The sequence below is a fragment of the Bradyrhizobium sp. YR681 genome, from assembly GCF_000282615.1.
In the GTDB taxonomy this organism is placed as follows: Bacteria; Pseudomonadota; Alphaproteobacteria; order Rhizobiales; family Xanthobacteraceae; genus Bradyrhizobium.
This window is the reverse complement of the sequence record NZ_AKIY01000324.1, coordinates 1-16,915: the sequence shown is the minus strand read 5'-3', so window position 1 is coordinate 16,915 and position 16,915 is coordinate 1. Positions and strand designations below refer to the sequence as shown.

Below are 16,915 nucleotides of genomic sequence, written 5' to 3'. Positions count from 1 at the left end.
CACTTTCAACACCTGACCCATTGCGCGACAGCGCGGGACATCCGAGAGCGAGTTCGGTTGTGCATCAAGCAATGGGGGGCGGCCTATGGAGGCCACCTTTCGGAGTGGGCTAGGGTATCAGCCAGGGCGTGAGGGGCTGACCTCCCTTGCACGAAGGCGCACCCTTCAGGTCCCCTGCCCTGGGACCAGGCTGGGAGGTGTTGCCTGAAGCGGCCGCTCTAAGGGGGTGGTGATCACTCACCCATCCCTTATTGGCAGTGCATAAAGAAGAGCTTGGAGCAAAACCCTTTAAGTCTCCCCTCTTAGTTGCTCCTCCATTAGCAGAGGCGTAACAACCTAAGTTACTGTTGCTTCGAAGAAAAACGCACCGAAACAATCGCGCACGGGGAGCCGCTCCAACGTTCGAAAACGTCGCGCATGGCCTTTGCGGCAATCTCAGCCTTAGATTCCGCTACGAGCACGGCGTCATGGAGCGGCAAGGCGGTGACACCGATGCTCGCCAGATAGGTGATAACCTCAATAAGCATGTCGCTCTCGATGCGCATCAACTGGAACCCGAGTCCTGTTCCGAACAACTTCGCAATGGGCGCGTGGCGGGCCGTTAGCATCTCGATTGCTGTCCGGAGTTTCGTGCCTGCGGGAAAGTGTTGACGCGTGTCCTCGGGCCAGTTTCCCAGTGGGTTGTCTGCGAAAAGCATTGCGTTCATCAGCTTCTTGCAGCCATCGCGCCCGGTGCCGTCTCCAAACATGTCGTAGATATCGCCATCCGGCTGCGGCTGGCCGGCGCGGACATAAGCGAGACGTGGGAAGAGTTGTCGATAATCGACATCTGCAACCCGCTCGCCATCGATGCGGATATTTTCGCGCTGAGACCGCTCCATTGACATCCAGAAGCCGCCAGCAAGACGCCCGCCGTGCATCCACGTACCGTTATTGAAGACGCGGCGAAGCGAGCGACGATAGGGCGCGATAATCTGACCATCCTTTCCCAAAGAGAGGCCCGGGTTCTGGCCGATGACCTCGATGTCAGCGTCGCGCAAGAATTTGTTGATGCGGCGGATTTGGTTTGCAAACTTCTTGGTCTGCACGGTCTCGGCATAGCGAATGGGGGCGGCGCGACCCTCGATGTCCTTGCCCTCCTTTAGAACGACCAACGCGGGATCATCAATTTGATAAACGTTGCGCCAATCCGGTGGCGCTATGGGCAGATGCTGCGCAAGTCGAGCAGTCGGCCCAATGAGCGACGGCACTTTCAATCTGGCGGAGATCCTATAGCCTCGCTGTTTGTCGATGATTAGTCCAAGCGAGGCCAGCAATGCGATGGCCGTCAGGAAGTGCTGCTCGAATACAGGGCTAGTTCGCCCCGTCCCCTGCCAGATGAAGTTGTGAGAGCGCGGCACGGCAAGGAGAGTATCGGCGGCAACGGCTTTCAGCAGAATCACATTGCAGGCAAGGGCCTCAACCGCGACAGCAAACTTCTTCCGGTCGCTGTCCTTCCGCGCCCGCTTGCGGGGGCCGCTCGCACTCTCGTGCTCGCATAAGGTATCGCTGAGCTTCCGGATCGTCTCTTGAAGCTCGGCGCTCTTGGCGCGTAGCTGCGGGTCGAACCACATCGTTTTAGATTGAGGGGCCATCGGTGCTTGAAAGACTGCTTGCCTAAGGTCGGTGTTCAAAATGACCCGCTGAAGCATCGAACATGCACGCACCGTCGAAGTGCCACCTGATCTCTCGCAAGCGAGGTCGTTACGCGAAAATCTCAGGACGAGGCTAACCCGGCTTCGGCCGCCGGCCGTAACGCTGTTTGTAGGTGAGCACGCCCGGAAGGTGGCGCTCTAACACAAGCTCGCAGGGCGTCTCTAACAGGCGTCCCATCAGCCGCAAAACCAGCCCAGTCGATTTAGGATAAGCCCGCACTTTCGAACGGTGTCCCCGACCGTAAGCATCATAGATCACCCACCCTGTGCCGCTCGCCAGCCGGTGCACGGCCTTTGCAATTTGGACTGTGCGAAACTCCTTCGTCCGGTGTGACTTTGGGTCGTCTTCGATCAGTGCGGACACGGCGAGGACGATCGACACAATTCGCTCGGGAGGAACACAGGCAACTCTCAGTCGAGCCAAGGCGATCTTTGCCCGCTTGGCCGCCGACAGGCCCTTAAGCCGAGTGGCTATCTCAACCGGGCCTGCTTCTGTTAGCGTTGCCCGGATGGCGTTGATGGCAGCCGTGATGAACGCGTCATTTGCCGCCCGCAATCGCACGTACGATGTCGCAGCTGAGAGGTAAGGCTTCAGCTTCGTCGCGCTGTAGGTGCCATGCCAATGGCTGCCATGACGGGCGCGATGCTCGACGTGCTGTCTGCAAAAGTGTGTAGCAAGTCCGATCCCGGCCGCTCGCATAGTGGGGCGACCACAAGCTCGCCCGGTGACCGGATCGGGGATTGAGCAGCGAAGGGCGAAAGCCGAGCCATCACCCAAGCGCCGCTTCATGCGAGAGGCGCGGGGTTGCATCACATTTCTTCGGGCCGCGCGATCTTCAACTTTCCGGACAAGCCCAGTCTCTGCCTCAGCTTGTGGAGTTGATCTCGCGTCTGCCGGAACGCGTGGCGCCGATTAGTCAACATGCGGCTCGTGACGAGGTTCTCTAGCGTGGCCAACTCTTTCCCAACGAGCACCAACTCATACTGGAGTCTCTTGGAATCGCCGCCATTATCGAACGGCCCTTTAGGTTTTTGATCGGTGCCCAAAATTGAGCGGATCACTTCGAGGCGATCCAAGTAAGCCGTCTTAAAACGCACGAACATGGTATTCTTCTGGATGCCTACTTGCCCGAAGCAATCCATCATCCCGGCGAGATGTCTTGCGTCACCGTCAGTCACGCTCAGCATTTTCTTCGTCCTATCGTTTAGCGCGACTTAGTTGGAAGACACGTGATCTCCTATCGCGACAGAGCAGCGACAATGCTGCATCAAAAATATGGAGACGCGAACGCGCAGTGCCAATGGATGCGGGCAAAAAAAATGTGCGGTGATGGAAGCAAAATCGTCTTCCTGATTCCAAGATTCATGCCAAACGTTGAGCTTGGTGCTGTGCTAAGTGCTACCGATCAACCGCGCTTGTATGCGGACCACCTGTGGCGCTGACCACGTGCCCGCCCCACGTGCCGTAGGTATCCCTCTTGCTGTAAGCGCCTGTGCTAACTCAGTAGGAGATGATGCGCCACCCGCACGCAGCTCTTCGAGCAATGGAGCTAGATCGTTAGCCCTACGTTGTGCCGATGGTACTTGGGCCTGTCTCCCCTTCGCCTTAGCTGCGCTGGATAGCTGCGCACCGCGGTCACCTCCAAGCCGTTGCCCTCTTGCCCTAGCCGCGGAGAGCGCAGCCTTAGTCCGTGACGAGATCAGTCCCGCCTCTAGCTCCGCAACGGCCGCCATCTGTTGGAGCATGAAGCGTCCTGTGGGTCCTTCAATGGCGGGGAGGTCTGCGAACCTCACATCAACACCCGCCTCCAAGAGCCTCGACAGGAAGCCTACAGATCGGGTGAGCCTATCCACCTTTGCCACCACTAAGGCTGCTTGATGTACCCTTGCGGCGGTTAATGCCTGGTCCAGGGCCGGCCTATCACTGCGCTTACCACTCTCGACCTCCGTGAACTCAGCCACCACCCTCGCTCTGTGGTCACCTAGATAACCAGCAACGGCGGCTCTCTGTGCCTCTATGCCTAGGCCGGAAGCTCCCTGCTTGCGCGTGGACACCCGGTAGTAAGCGACAAATCGTTGCTTCGCCTTCATGCCCCTACTCTCACCTGCTCAAAAACAACTTAGCCAACGTCCGTTGACACCATTGTTAGCGAGCCGAGATTCCAGCGAATAGTGCGGCTCGATGTGGCCGATTGACTCAGGACAGAGATGGTGACCGCTATCGTTCTTCGGGAAAGCAGCGAGACGTGGGCAGGGGCTCGGTCATACCCGCTTCGTGAAGGAAGCGTCAGAAGTTGGCATGGGTACGGGGGGAAACAGCCAACCGCCGCCACGAGGTCACCTCTGAGTTAAGGTACCCCTAATGCAATATCGGCCGGGGCGAGGGACTCGTAGCGCGGCCTTATGCGTTCATTCATCGGCCCATCAGTGTATCTGCACGCTCACCATTAGGGCTCTAGCCAACACGCCTCAGGCAAGCCAGCCTTGGTCCTTCAGTGCGCCTCATCTGCGCCAGCAATGTACTAGGTTTTGCCGCTACCGCTTGCGATACGATACCACTCGCCCAACGCTGATGTTGTTTGGTTCACGTGGTTAAAGAGCGCTAGAAATTCATCGGAGAAGGCTTCTATGATCTCCGAGTTGTAGCGATAGTCCGGGCGCTGCAACACTGGTTTTCCCTGCACCGGATTGGCCGCCAACGTTCGGCCCTTCGCGGCGTAGAGGCCAGGGAATAGATACCAACGCGAGTCGTCCAGCAGTATGTCCACTAGACCATGCGCGATATCATTCCTGCGTCCCGCCCAACTTCCGCACCTGTTCAGTGCGTCGGTGGCGTTGGAGGCCAAGGGGCAGGCGGGCCACACCAGAAGCCAGCTTTGCAGCGCTGCGCGGACCATATCAATTCTGTTCTTAGAGCCTACAACGGCCGAATAAGCTCGAAGCATCGGATTAGTCGGCGCGTGATAGTTGCCAACCGTCACCACGGTGAACAAGCCAGCGACGGCATGCTCCACCATTTCCCAGCGCGAAAGCGCTTTGCCGACAGCAAGAAAGATTTCATCTTCCGAGACATTGCCATGATCAGCCCACGGCCTCTCATTCGGTTTCATTGTCGTCTCCTTCAGGCCTTCAATGCGCCCCGCACTTGATCCACGAGGTTATTAGTCGCTGCGAAGATGGCCGTTTGGTTCGTCTCGGCCTTGCTCCCGGAAGAGCCGAGAATCACCCTTGCGTTGTCGGAATCATTTCGCGCCATCCTGACAGATTGTTGTTGGGTGCCTCCGTTTCTAAAAGGCTCTTCCAGCGCCGCATAACTAAATGGAATCGCAGTAGTTTCACCCGAATGGAGGTCACCCGCACCAATTCGTTGGCCTCGCTTTGGGCAAGAAATTATCGAATCCCGAGAATCTTCTAGACTCTTCTCGTAACCTAATTTATGAGCAAAATTATCAAAAAATATAGGCGCTAAATTATCAAAAAAATGGACCCGAAAATGCTCGATCGATCGGACAAGAAAACGAAGAGCAAGGCGGAAAAGCGGGACAAGTTTGTCGAGTTAGCTGAGAGCCGCACGATCAACGCCATCAAAGCCATCCGAGTCATCGCAAAGCTCGGCAATAAGTCGGCCTACGAATACACCGAGGCTGACGTGAAAAAAATCGCGGCGGCGCTAACCCGCGAGGTCGAAGCTCTGAAAGCGAGAATGATGCAATCAGGAACCAAGGATTCGGTCGAATTCACTTTGTAGGTCGGGGACCTACTTCGAGGGGGTGGGAATGGCTGCGAACGCACGGGACTTTCTAGGCCGACTTCTAGGCGCCCGATCGACCCTAGAGGTCGAAACGATCATGGCGGCGCTGCCGATCGTTCCGCCAGATCAGTATCAATGGTTGCCAGGCGATGAGCGTCTTGGGACATGGCAGCGTGGCAAGCTGCACTGGGTGCCCGTTGGCCGTGATCGTGGCAACGGCGGTCGGATCAAGCTTGCGGGGGAGCCGATGAACCCGTTGGCCGAGCGCCTCGTGAATGGGATGGAGTCGCTCATCGAGTTAGCTCGCCTACAAGAGCGTATAAAGAACCCCACAGCATCAATGCCGGCAAGCCCGCGAGAAGCAGTGTTCCGATATTTTGGCTTTCCAAAGCTGGATGCAATCGAACGGCTCGATGACGATGAACGAAAAGAGAAGAGCGCTTTAGCTGATAAGGTGCGCAAGCATCTGTCCATAAGGCTAGATCTTGAGAAGAAGCGCAAGGAGTTCACCGTCACCATCCGAGATCATGGGATGGGACAGACCCCTGCCAACATTCACAATTCTCTTCTCTCTCTTGGCCGAACGGACAAAGCAGACAAGCCCTATCTTATTGGCGTTTTCGGTCAGGGTGGCTCATCGGCATTTTCTATTGCCAAATATTCAATCGTAGTCTCTCGGCGGGCACCTGATATCCGTAAGAGCGGTGAGGGCGATGGAGCAGGATGGACGATCGTTCGGGAGATTCAGCCGAAAGGACTGCGCGGCGCATACTATGCCTACTTGGCGGCCACGGAAGCAGGAGAGGTGCCCTTTGTAGACGCTGCGCAAGCTGACGCGGCTCAATTCGAGCAGGGCGCCCACTTCTGTCACATTGGCTACGATTTCGGCGTCTCGGACTCATCGATCGCGCGAACTATGTACCAATCGCTGAACCATGTTCTCTTCAATCCGGTAATGCCTTACGAGCTCTACGCGTTAAGAAATACACCCGAGCCCATGAAAGGTACGGCACAGCGGCTGGCGCGTCGTGTGCGAATGCTTGGTAGGAACGTCGCGCTCGACAAATCTTTTGCACAGCAGCCCGTCTTGTAGGAGAGCGAGCAATGGCAGAGACCGCTACTCAGACCACGCCGCTTTTATTTGACGACCTTCCAGTTGCCGACCTCGGTACGATTTCTATTCGCGTCTTTGTGTTGCCGCCTAAACCCAAGAAAGGCACCGAGAAGCAGACGGTGCTCCCTTTGGATGTAGAAGAGGGCGAGGAGTTCATGCTCGACGATAAGGGAGCAACTCCTCTCAGTAGCTATCTTGAAGCTGGGCGAGGTAAGCGATGCGTCGTCTATCTAGTGAATGGGCAGCGCCAGGAGTTCGATGATAACGGCTTCATCGTACAGGACCTGGGCTTCCGCTACTTGCGTGCCCGCATGATGATTATGATCGACGTCGATGGTCTCGCGCCAGAAGCTCTGGGTAAGCTCATGCAGGGCTCTCGGCAGGGGTTCTATCGTGGGGCAGTACGAGAGGCACTTACGAGGCGAATTATCGCCACCCTGAAATCCGACCCAGACCTGGAGCGTCTGGAGCAGGAAGCCGAAGAAGCGGTCTCGGAGCTGTCCGCAGGCGATGAGAAGGTCAAGCAGACGCTCGATCAACTTATCGATGCTCATCATGATAAGGGACATTCTTTCGTAGATGGAATTGGCTCGGCCGGTGACGTCCATAGCGGCGACGAACTCGGCTTTAAGACAGTGAATAAGGGCGGCGTTGTTACGCTGTTGCCGCCAAGCGTCGGCGTCGGCGCTGACTATCCCGTGCTGACTTCGCAGCCCGCCGCGTCAATTATTCGTCTGCGTCCAAATCAACCCCGCGAAATCGCTATCAAGTCTATCCCATCGGGGCACTGGGCGGCGGTGTCTCAGTTGATCGTCGAAGGCGATTCAAAGGTCCTGGAGCTAAACGTTAAGCACGAGAAGCTCGATGACCACGGAAAGCTCATCTTGAACTTCAATGCGGACCAAAATTTCGACGCAGATGAATTTCCAGTAAGGGCAACGGTCAAGATAACGGCCCGATTTAATGGGATTGTCGAGCCGCGCCGTCTTGAGCTTTCCGTACTGACGAGGCCGGATGTCCCAAGTGTTGATCCCAAACTTGTCGAAGACCCTGTCAAGCTGAAGGTTACCTCCCGACAGCCCGTCAACATTCGCCTAGGTGATACAGATACTCACGTTAAGCTGCGGTGGGACGGAAAAGACAAACTTGTTACGGACGATGATCCGAAATGGAGGCTGTCAGCGAAGCTGCTCGGCAAGGGTGCACAGCCTGAGATGAATTTTGCCGATCCGGTGGCTGGGCGTTTTAGCTTGCTTGTTTCACCGCGCCCGGAATGGCAGGTGGGCGAGCGCTTGACCTTCGAAGTAACGGCTAGCGGTCCGCGTGGGCGGCAGCTCTTTACGTCATTTGACGCCAACGTTGTCGAAGCGCCCGAGCCGATAGAGAAAGACGAAAAGGCGCCACGACTCGTCGAAGACGAATTCAAGACCGGCACCATGCGGCGCCCGCCGTATGAGTTAAAGACTATTAGCCGCGATGAATACCAGCAGCAGTGTTGGAATGAAGACGAATGGACGGACGAAGATGCCGGCGCCTTTGTTAGGCCGACGGAGCGGGCACCCCTTATCCTTATCATCAACCAAGATATGGCTGCTTTGCGAGACTTTCGACAGGCCCTGGCAAAGCGGAACACCGAGCAAGACGTTCAACGCAAACTAAACAAATACACTTCGCATATCGCGTTTCATCTCTATCAGATGTATCAGGCGACGATAGGTAAGAAGGATGATGATGTCGATGCTGCCGATAAAGCTCGTCGAAGCGAAGTTCGCCGAGTCGCGTTGACAATGATCAAGCTGATGGACGTAGCTGAGAAGTAGTTGCGATGCGCCTATCTGGGGCAGGCGCTCTGCGATGAAAGAGAACAACCTCCTTGCTACCGGGAGTCTCGCCGCGTTGAGCGCTGTACCATCGTCGGCCAGGAACGCTACGCCACAACCGGCCGTCGCCTTCATTCTCGATGACGGGAAGGAACATTTCCTTCAGGCCCGATGCTCGCATCGCCGATAGATAGCGAGGTAATTGCGCGTCGGGAGATGAGAAGGCGACCATTTGGACAATAATTGTGTTGTCATCGGCGAGTGCCGCTACCGATGACATCGAACCTTTTATGCTGTCAAAATAGGTGTTGAGACTGGAGTTCTTCCGATCTCCCATCGTGTAGTAGCTCGAACCTGAACCATCAAGTTTGTTCGCGATCATGAACGGTAGCGGTGCTTCTTTCCGACCGTCAACCTGCCAACGATGATAGAGGACGTGCACTCCTGGGTACGGAGGAGACGTCAATACCAAGCGCGGCGCCCGCATCTCGCGTAGGCCAGCCTCAGTATCCATGCCGATGGCGCTACGCCGAAAGATCGTGGCTCGTTGCTCTCCCTTGGCGCTCGCAGTGGCTCGAAGCTGATGTGCTCCTGCGATCATCTCTTGAGCGGAGTCGTGCAACACGCGACGGAAGTCGCCGATACCTGTTATCCTGCTTCTCCCATCAAGCGCCCACTGAGCCGTGCGAAGCACAACGCAGCGACCGAAAGCCTCAAGTCTGGGGGAGCCCAGCCTCGTGGCACTCGTGATGGATTGTTCGATGGCCTTTCGCAATCGCCATCGGGACGGATGCTTTAGGTGCTTATAGTACCCGAGCTGTTCGTAGTCTGCGATCGTTGTAGACGGCTTGTGAATGTTCACCGCAGCCGAAACGCGTTGCGCCCAACGTTCGAGGGTCGCGAGCTCAGCTTCCGAGAACACGGTGCATTTGACGCCCGTGACAAACTCGGCGAGCGTGCTGATGTCTACCCCCACGCCTTCCCGGCCAGCCGCCAGTGCTTCGACCAGCGAAGTCCCACCGCCAACATGAGGGTCTAGGACGAGGTCGCCGGGTTGCGTAAAAGTCTCAATGGCTGCGCGGGCAAAAACAGGCGAGAAGCGAGCGGGGTACTTATAGAAGCCGTGGGTCAATCCGCGAACGGGGGCGCCGTCACGCGCGGCAGCTACGAGCGCCGCCTGGGCAGCTACGGAAAGCCCCGCCAGGGTATCGTTTGCGGATTCATACATCGGTAACCATAAACAGCGAACTTGGTTAACGCCGCCTAAAGAATCCTATTAGGCTACCTCGATTCAGCTGGGAAGCCCCACGCTGGCACTGAGGCAGACGCTGCCGCGAACTCCAACCTTCCCTAGCTTGCTAATAGCCGATCACAGTTAGCCCGTAGGGCATGGTGATCCTTGAATGGCTGAAGAGAGCATCCGCTACGGTAACCGTGTTCGCATAATCGTTGCTCACGACGGGTTTGCCTCCGCTCAGGTACCGGTAGCCCATGGGCACAGCAAGAATAAGATGTGTCAAATCGACCATCACCATCGCCTGGATGAGGTCGCGATAAATGGCATTGCCCATCCATGCGCGGCCCGCTTCGATCTCGATCCCACAATTCCATTCTGGACGGAAGCCGTCGATTTCATACTGACGCGAGGGCTTCCCATCTTCGCCGAAGAAGACCGGGCGCTTCAGCTTCTGCGCATGCTTCTTGCCTGCCTCAATATCGAACCCAAGTTCGGCGAGATCGCCCCGGAGCACGACATGACTTCGTCGCTTGAAAGCCCCTTGGTGAGTTCGGCAGTGCCCACCTCTTCGCGATGTCTGCGAAACACATCGAAGACTTCTGGAGCAAAATGCGGCGGCGATTTTGTCCTAGGAAAAGTCGAGAAGTGCATTTGGCCCCGCGAATCCAATGCTGGTCGACAAGCCTAGCAGCGGTAAGACAGTCCTTGAAGGCGGTCCCGTGAAGTCCGGCGGCGAACAACACTGTGTAACAACGCCTCGACAGGTCAAATAAAAGGCTATAAATATCAATACCTTAAAGATCGGTCCAGCCAATCCTTTCCTGGGCACCATTTGTTTCTGGATTCCAGGCAATTCCAGAAAGATACGCCCAATCAAAGCGTTGCGTCGGCGCGCCTAGATCGGCATCTCGAGCGAGAATGTCGTCTCGCTTGTGGTCGACACCGCGCTCAGCTTGCCGCCATGGGCCTGGGCGATCTGCGATGCGATGTAGAGACCTAGGCCAAGGCCGTGCTGACTGGGCCGGTCGCCGCGCGTGTAGGGCTTGAACAGGTTCGCCAGCGCCTTCTCGGATATCGGCGGGCCTTCGTTGGACACCGTCAGATTGAACGTTCCGTCGGAGGTCTTGGCGGCAACGTGGATCGGCCGTCCCTGGTCACCATACGTCACCGCATTGCCGAGCAGGTTCGAGAACAATTGCCCCATCTTGCCGCGATCGCAGTTGATGGGCTCTGCGATCCGGATCGATGAACTGATCGTCACGTTGGGCCAGGCCGTCCTGACCTCGGCGATGATCTGCTCCAGCACCGGCGTCAGCGGCTGCTTCGCATCTCGCCTGATCGTCAGGCCACCGCCGAGGCGGCCGCGCGCGAAATCCATGATGTTCTCGACGATGCCGGCCATGCGATGAACGGCGTTCTGAACGCCGAGCGCGATTTCGGGTGCGCGCCCGGTATCGAGATTCCTCAGCAAGATGCGCATGCCCGCATCGACGGCGGCCAGCGGATTGCGAAGGTCGTGCCCCAGCACGCCGATGAACTGCTCGCGCAGCTCGGCCGTGTTGCGTTCGTCCAGAAGGTCGGCCTGGCTGGCGTGAAGGTCGGTCTGGCTCCGCTCCAGGCGTTGATTGAGCTCAAGCTGTGCGGCGATCAGCTCGGCCAAGAGCTGAAACGTGGTGAGAATTTCGGGCGTGCGCAGCTCTCGCGGCGTGGGGTCGATGGCGCACAGCGTTCCCCAGACCATCCCGTCGAGCAGGATGATGGGCGCGGAGATGTAGCTGCGAAATCCGTACATCGCCGGCGTCGGATGATCGCAAAAGACGCCGTCCGTCTGCACGTCGTTGATGACGACCGTGTTGCCGTGCTGCCGGATCTCGTTGCAGATGGTGGTCTCGACGCGCAGTTCTCCGCCCGGCTGAAGACCGAAGGCGATGTTGTCGCGAACGGCGCAGCAAACCCATTGAGCCGACGTGACGCGCGCGATCGCGACGAAGCCCATGCCGGTGATGCGCGCAGCCAGATCCAGGATCTTGGGAACTGCCCCGATCTGCTGGACGGCATCCACGTCCGCCTTGATGTCAATTGTCATGATGAACTCTGGCCCTGTTCCAACCAACGCGGTTCTCCGCGAGACGTTCGGCGGAACAAAGCAGCCCGTCAAACCTTATGCTCGGTTATGCCGGAGCAAAAGTGTCCAATCTCAGTAAGCATAGTGATGTAATCCTTATCGTCGAAGACGATTTCCTCATTCGCATGAACGCGGCTGACATCGTGCGGGATATGGGCTTCGACGTTCTGGAAGCCGCAGATGCGGACGAGGCCGTCAAGCTCCTCGAGACCGTACCTGAGATCACCGTCGTCTTTACCGATATCCAGATGCCCGGATCGATGGATGGCCTGCGGCTTGCGGAGGTGATCAGGCACCGGTGGCCACCCGTGCTGCTCCTGATCACGTCCGGCCTGCTCAGCCCTGCCGATAATGACATCCCGCGCGGGGCGCGGTTCATGGCCAAGCCGTACCTCCCGACCCAGCTTCAGGACCAGCTTGAAATGCTGGCCGATGCGCGGGCGTAGCGGACGGAATCTCCAGCGCGCCAAGCCTGCCCCTCGTCCCTCAAACCACGCTTCTCCCCGCCCGCTCCGCCACCTCTTTCTGCACGAAATACATCGCGACCAGGGTGATGATCGTCGTCGTGACGACGACGTAGCCGATCCGCTCGAAATGGAGCAGCGAACCATCAGCCTGTTGCGAGATGATCGCCGCGGCGAGCACCGAGCCGAGCCCGCCTGAGAGCTGCTGCAGCGAGGCGCTGACCGCGCTGAACGAGCCGCGCTGGCTCGCATCGGGGATCGCCGAGATTAGTGCCTGGGACGGGATCATGCGCGAGAAGATGCCGACGAACATCAGCACGTTGACGGCAATCGCGGTCGCCAGCGAGACATGGCCGAGATGGGTGTAGATCAGCACCATGACGATGGTCATCGCGCAGCCGAACACGAAGGTCGGGTATTTGCCGAAGGCGTCGCTGGCACGGCCGACCATGGGCCCGGTGACGATGCTGAACAGGCCGGAGACGAGATAGATCGTCGGCAGGTGCACGATGTCGATGCCGACATTGTTCACGGTAAACGCGCTGGAATACGGCATCAGCATGTAGCCGCCGGTCGCCAGCAACGTGGTGACCGCGAAGGCCAGCGTGTAGCGCGGCTCTCCGATCGTCGCGACCAGATGGTGGAACGGGTTTCTGTCCTGCTTCAGTTTCAGATGCGCGTCGACCGGCTCCATGGCGAAGGCGATGATGGCGATCGCCAGGATCGACAGGCTGACGATCGCGGCGAAGCAGACGTGCCAGTTCCAGTGATTGGCGAGAAACAGCCCGACTGGCACGCCGAGCACCTGGCTTGCGGCAAACGCGGTCTGGATGAAACCCATCACACGGCCGCGCAGATGCAGCGGGAACAGATCGGTGACGATGGCCAGCACGATCGAGCCGATCACGCCGCCGAACAATCCGGTCACGACGCGGCCGAGCAGCAGCACGTGGTAGTTCTGCGCCAGCGCGCAGAGCAGCGTTCCCAGCGTGAAGCCGACATAGAAGAACAGCAGCAGCCGCTTGCGATCGAAGCGATCGGCGAAGCCGGCGGCCAGGATGCCCGAAAGTCCGGCGCTGAATGCATAGGCCGAAACCGCGACGCCGAATTGTCCGGCCGTGATGTCGAGCGAGGGCATCATGATGGCGCCGAGCGGAGACATGATGATGAAATCGAGAATGATCGTGAACTGAGCAAAGGCGAGCAGCGCCACGAGGAGTGACTGGTAGCGCGAAAAGCCGCGCGGGCGTTCCGATGGATCGTCGATAGGCGCAGCGAGCGTCTGTTCGGTCATGTCATTTTCATTCACGGTGAAGGGGGCGACGGGCGCGGGAGGCTGGCAACAGATAGGGTGCGCCTGGACGATTTTCACCGGGCGTCCGGTGCAGGTTCCGGTGACCGGGCGGCCGAAAGCCTGGAGTTCTATCCTGTTTCCCGCCTAAGCAATTGAAATCGCTGTCATACATATCTGTCTGGCGTCCCGGGCAGGGAGGCGCAGGGCTGGCCTGTGGCCGCACCAGCGAGCGATTTCAGGGCCGGGATTTACGCGCCCTTAGACAAGTTCTCCTAAGCCACGATCAGGCGCGCATCGGACGATGAGGGAGCGCGCGGACCGGCCCCGGTTTCGCCGTCGGAGCCCGGGAAGGCCGAAGAAAGCCGAAGCAGGAAAGCGGACGCAGGAACGCCGAAGCCCGAGAGCAATGACAAGTCGCGCCGCAGCTTTGCCCATCGTCGTCGTGCCCGCCGTCAGGACCGAAAGCTTCGCGGCGCGATACGGCATTCTCTGTGCGCTGCTGCTGCTGGCCATGGCCGTCCGGCTGCCGCTCGCGTTCTGGCCGAACATCAATCACAACGACGAGATCTATCAATATCTGGAGCCGGCCTGGCGTCTGCTCGGCCATCCCGGCGTCGTCACCTGGGAATGGCGCGACGGCATTCGCAGCTGGTTTCTGCCGAGCCTGTTCGCGGGGCCGGTCGCGCTCGGCGATTGGCTCGCGCCGGGCGGTTGGGGCGCGTTCGTGGTGCCGCGCCTGATGGTCGGGCTCGCCTCGCTGTCGATCGTCGTGACCGCCTGGCATTTCGGCGAACGCATCTCCCGGTCGCATGCCGTCGTTGCGGCGCTGGCCGCCACGGTCTGGTTCGAGCTGGTCTATTTCGCACCCCACACGCTGAGCGAAACGCTGGCGACGGCCGTGATCCTGCCGGCCGCCTATCTCCTGACCGGCGAACTCTCGCGAAAGCGTCTCGTCACCGCGGGCGGCCTGCTCGCGCTCGCCTGCGTCTGGCGCTTCCAATATGCGCCGGCCTGCGCGGTGTTCGCGCTCGGGGCGTGCTGGAGCCATCCGCGACGCGCGATCGCCTTGATGGCCGGAGCATGCGTCGTTCTGGCGTTGGCTGCCGGCGTCGATATGGCCCACGGCACCACGCCGTTTGCGTGGCTCGTCCTCAACATTCAGCAAAACCTCCTGCATGACCGCGCATCTGAATTCGGTGTCGCGCCGGCGTTCGCCTACGTCCACCTCATTTCGATCCTGTGGTCGGGCGCGACGCTGCTGATGCTGCTGGCGCTCTGGCGCGGCTGGCGACATGCGCCTCTGCTGATCGTCGCGGCTCTCGTGAACATCGCGTTTCACAGCATGATCGTGCACAAGGAATACCGCTTCATCTTCCTGTCGATCGTGCTGCTGGTCGTCGCTGCCGGACTTGGCTCGGCCGATTGGGCCGAGCTGATGCGGCGTCGAGACGGATGGCGCCTGCGGCCGCTTGCCGTGGTCTGCGCCGGCTGGGTTCTGCTGTCGCTCGGTCTGTCGGGCGCGACCCATATCATGCGCGACAATTGGATGCGCGGCATCGGCGAGGCCCGTCTGGCGGCGGACCTCGACGCCGATGCCGAATTCTGCGGCCTCGCCCTCTACGGCATGCACGATCCCTTCTTGCCCGGGCGCGGCCAGCTCGCGTCCCGTCGGCCCGTCTATTCCTTCTACGCGACCGACCCTCTCGCCCAGGGGCAGCTTCCAGCCCTGGTGAAGCGGCACCAGCGGGATTTCAACCGCGTCATCGGTCCGGCGGCGCTGGCGGGCGAATTGCCGGCGGATTTCTCGCAGCGAAGCTGTGCGATGACGAGTCATGACATCGAGGCCTGCGTCTTCGCGCGGCGCGGCGCTTGTGACGTCGGCGCCAGCCCCTTCGGCATCAACGACGTGCTGCAGCGCCTCAATTACTAGGGCGTTTTCGAGCGAAATGGCCGCGCCCGATGCTTGCGCCTGCGGCGGCCAGCGGATACATCGCGGCCGGCCCTCGCCAGCGTCTGTCCAGGGTATTAGCCTGCCAAGGCGCACCGATTCGACCCGAGGTTTTGAAACGCCATGACCGTACGCCTGCATCGCGGCGATTTGCCCGACCTGTCCCGCTACACCGGAGCGGTGGCGATCGACACCGAGACCATGGGGCTGAACCCGCACCGCGACCGGCTCTGCGTGGTGCAGCTCTCGCCCGGCGACGGCAGCGCCGACGTGGTGCAGATCCCCAAGGGCCACACCGACGCGCCGAACCTGAAGGCCCTGCTGGCCAATCCCGCCATCACGAAGATCTTCCACTTCGCGCGGTTCGACGTCGCGGTGCTGTACCAGAGCTTCGGCGTCATGACGGGCCCGATTTATTGCACCAAGATTGCCTCCCGCCTGGTCCGCACCTACACCGACCGGCATGGCCTCAAGGACCTCGTGCGCGAGGTGCTCAATGTCGACCTCTCCAAGCAGCAGCAGTCCAGCGACTGGGGTTCCGACAGCCTGACCGAGCCGCAACTCGCCTACGCCGCCTCCGACGTGCTGCATCTGCACGCCCTGCGCGAGCGGCTCGACGCCATGCTGGTCCGGGAAGGCCGCACCGCGCTGGCCAAGGCCTGTTTCGACTTCCTGCCGACCCGCGCCCTGCTCGACCTCCAGGGCTGGGAGGAAGAGGATATTTTTGCGCATTCCTGAGCGCTCAATCGGCCTCTAGGCCGGGCCAGCGCCCCGTTTCGGACACTTTCCTGCGGCCTCTCCAAGGATGGCCTGCCAAAGGCTGCATATTCTGGCGCCGCCGGGTACAATGGCGCGGCCTTCGACCGGACAAGGCGAGCGATAGCCTGGAGCAGTGGTGAATTCGGCCCACAATCCCACCTACGACGCCGCGCTTGCGGCGAAGTTTGCCAGCGCGGCGCGCCACAGCCGGCTGGTGCGGATTCTGCGCGTTGCGGTGCCGGTGACGGTGGCTGCCTCCATGGCTGCGATCATCGCCGTCTCGACCTTCCTTAATCCCTTCCAGATTCCCGTGAAGCTCGACTCCGGAAATCTCGTGGTGACAGGCACCAAGATCACGATGGAATCGCCGCACATGTCCGGCTTCACCCCGGACCAGCGGCCCTACGAGCTCTGGGCCAAGACCGCGACGCAGGACATCACCGACGCCGACCATGTCGATCTCAACGATTTGCGCGCCAAGGTGCTGATGGAAGACAAATCCACCCTGCTGCTCGATGCCCGCACCGGCCGCTTCGACAACAAGCAGCAGCAGCTCGATTTGCACAAGGACATCTTCCTGCGCACCTCGACCGGCTACGAGGCGCGGCTGAACTCGGCCTTCGTCGACATGGGCAAGGGCACGGTCTCGTCGGACGAGCACGTCGACGTCAAGCTGACCAACGGCACGCTGACCGCCGATCGGCTGGGC

17 protein-coding genes are annotated in these 16,915 nt (G+C 59.6%); 8 read left to right on the top strand and 9 right to left on the bottom strand.

From position 1 onward, the window contains the following. Nucleotides 1–341: 341 nt before the first annotated feature. The 3 genes from PMI42_RS34580 to PMI42_RS34570 all read right to left on the bottom strand — a co-directional run bounded on the left by PMI42_RS34580 (nt 342) and on the right by PMI42_RS34570 (nt 2,882). Complete coding sequence (locus tag PMI42_RS34580) at nt 342–1,691, bottom strand: hypothetical protein (RefSeq protein WP_240535316.1); 1,350 nt, start codon at nt 1,689–1,691, stop codon at nt 342–344. 76 nt (nt 1,692–1,767) lie between these two features. Continuing rightward, nucleotides 1,768–2,484 carry a hypothetical protein gene (locus PMI42_RS34575; RefSeq protein ID WP_240535315.1) on the bottom strand — a complete coding sequence of 239 codons (717 nt, stop codon included), beginning with the start codon at nt 2,482–2,484 and terminating at the stop codon, nt 1,768–1,770. 20 nt (nt 2,485–2,504) lie between these two features. Then, nucleotides 2,505–2,882 (bottom strand): hypothetical protein, encoded by a 378-nt coding sequence (locus PMI42_RS34570; RefSeq protein WP_008143923.1) that lies wholly within the window; start codon nt 2,880–2,882, stop codon nt 2,505–2,507. 42 nt (nt 2,883–2,924) lie between these two features. On the opposite strand from PMI42_RS34570, the gene PMI42_RS39825 reads away from it, so the two are divergent. Then, nucleotides 2,925–3,137, top strand: coding sequence for a hypothetical protein (locus PMI42_RS39825; protein WP_162137432.1), 213 nt, complete (start codon nt 2,925–2,927; stop codon nt 3,135–3,137). Here PMI42_RS39825 and PMI42_RS38300 read toward each other — a convergent pair. After that, entirely contained in the window at nt 3,087–3,785 is a 699-nt protein-coding gene (locus PMI42_RS38300; RefSeq protein ID WP_008143920.1) for a recombinase family protein, read from the bottom strand. The two genes, PMI42_RS39825 and PMI42_RS38300, sit on opposite strands and share 51 nt — an antisense overlap. 431 nt (nt 3,786–4,216) lie before the next feature. Continuing rightward, a complete protein-coding gene (locus tag PMI42_RS34565; RefSeq protein ID WP_008143919.1) occupies nt 4,217–4,804 on the bottom strand; it encodes a hypothetical protein in 588 nt (195 codons plus the stop codon). A 383-nt stretch (nt 4,805–5,187) separates the two neighbouring features. Here PMI42_RS34565 and PMI42_RS34560 point away from each other — a divergent pair, with 383 nt between their 5' ends. From PMI42_RS34560 to PMI42_RS34550, 3 genes are all read left to right on the top strand, one after another. Next, complete coding sequence (locus tag PMI42_RS34560) at nt 5,188–5,442, top strand: hypothetical protein (RefSeq protein ID WP_008143918.1); 255 nt, start codon at nt 5,188–5,190, stop codon at nt 5,440–5,442. Between the two features lie 100 nt (nt 5,443–5,542). Further along, nucleotides 5,543–6,538, top strand: a complete 996-nt coding sequence (locus PMI42_RS34555) for an ATP-binding protein (RefSeq protein WP_157195869.1) — start codon at nt 5,543–5,545, stop codon at nt 6,536–6,538. A gap of 11 nt (nt 6,539–6,549) precedes the next feature. Continuing rightward, nucleotides 6,550–8,379 (top strand): hypothetical protein, encoded by a 1,830-nt coding sequence (locus PMI42_RS34550; protein WP_008143914.1) that lies wholly within the window; start codon nt 6,550–6,552, stop codon nt 8,377–8,379. Here the strand turns inward: PMI42_RS34550 and PMI42_RS38295 are convergent. From PMI42_RS38295 to PMI42_RS34540, 3 genes are all read right to left on the bottom strand, one after another. Then, complete coding sequence (locus PMI42_RS38295) at nt 8,351–9,607, bottom strand: DNA methyltransferase (protein ID WP_008143912.1); 1,257 nt, start codon at nt 9,605–9,607, stop codon at nt 8,351–8,353. The two genes, PMI42_RS34550 and PMI42_RS38295, sit on opposite strands and share 29 nt — an antisense overlap. Before the next feature lie 130 nt (nt 9,608–9,737). Beyond that, nucleotides 9,738–10,130, bottom strand: coding sequence for a hypothetical protein (locus PMI42_RS34545; RefSeq protein WP_008143909.1), 393 nt, complete (start codon nt 10,128–10,130; stop codon nt 9,738–9,740). 381 nt (nt 10,131–10,511) lie between these two features. Continuing rightward, nucleotides 10,512–11,702, bottom strand: coding sequence for a GAF domain-containing sensor histidine kinase (locus PMI42_RS34540; RefSeq protein WP_008143907.1), 1,191 nt, complete (start codon nt 11,700–11,702; stop codon nt 10,512–10,514). A 101-nt stretch (nt 11,703–11,803) separates the two neighbouring features. On the opposite strand from PMI42_RS34540, the gene PMI42_RS34535 reads away from it, so the two are divergent. After that, nucleotides 11,804–12,187 (top strand): response regulator, encoded by a 384-nt coding sequence (locus PMI42_RS34535; RefSeq protein ID WP_240535314.1) that lies wholly within the window; start codon nt 11,804–11,806, stop codon nt 12,185–12,187. Between the two features lie 40 nt (nt 12,188–12,227). Here PMI42_RS34535 and PMI42_RS34530 read toward each other — a convergent pair whose 3' ends face one another. Then, a complete protein-coding gene (locus PMI42_RS34530) occupies nt 12,228–13,499 on the bottom strand; it encodes an MFS transporter (RefSeq protein ID WP_035967475.1) in 1,272 nt (423 codons plus the stop codon). 406 nt (nt 13,500–13,905) lie between these two features. On the opposite strand from PMI42_RS34530, the gene PMI42_RS34525 reads away from it, so the two are divergent. The 3 genes from PMI42_RS34525 to lptC all read left to right on the top strand — a co-directional run. Beyond that, nucleotides 13,906–15,429 (top strand): glycosyltransferase family protein, encoded by a 1,524-nt coding sequence (locus PMI42_RS34525; protein WP_008143899.1) that lies wholly within the window; start codon nt 13,906–13,908, stop codon nt 15,427–15,429. Nucleotides 15,430–15,570: 141 nt separating this feature from the next. Further along, nucleotides 15,571–16,185, top strand: coding sequence for a ribonuclease D (locus PMI42_RS34520; RefSeq protein WP_008143897.1), 615 nt, complete (start codon nt 15,571–15,573; stop codon nt 16,183–16,185). A 157-nt stretch (nt 16,186–16,342) separates the two neighbouring features. Next, nucleotides 16,343–16,915: LPS export ABC transporter periplasmic protein LptC (gene lptC / locus PMI42_RS34515; RefSeq protein WP_008143895.1), on the top strand; the 573-nt coding region annotated here is incomplete at its 3' end.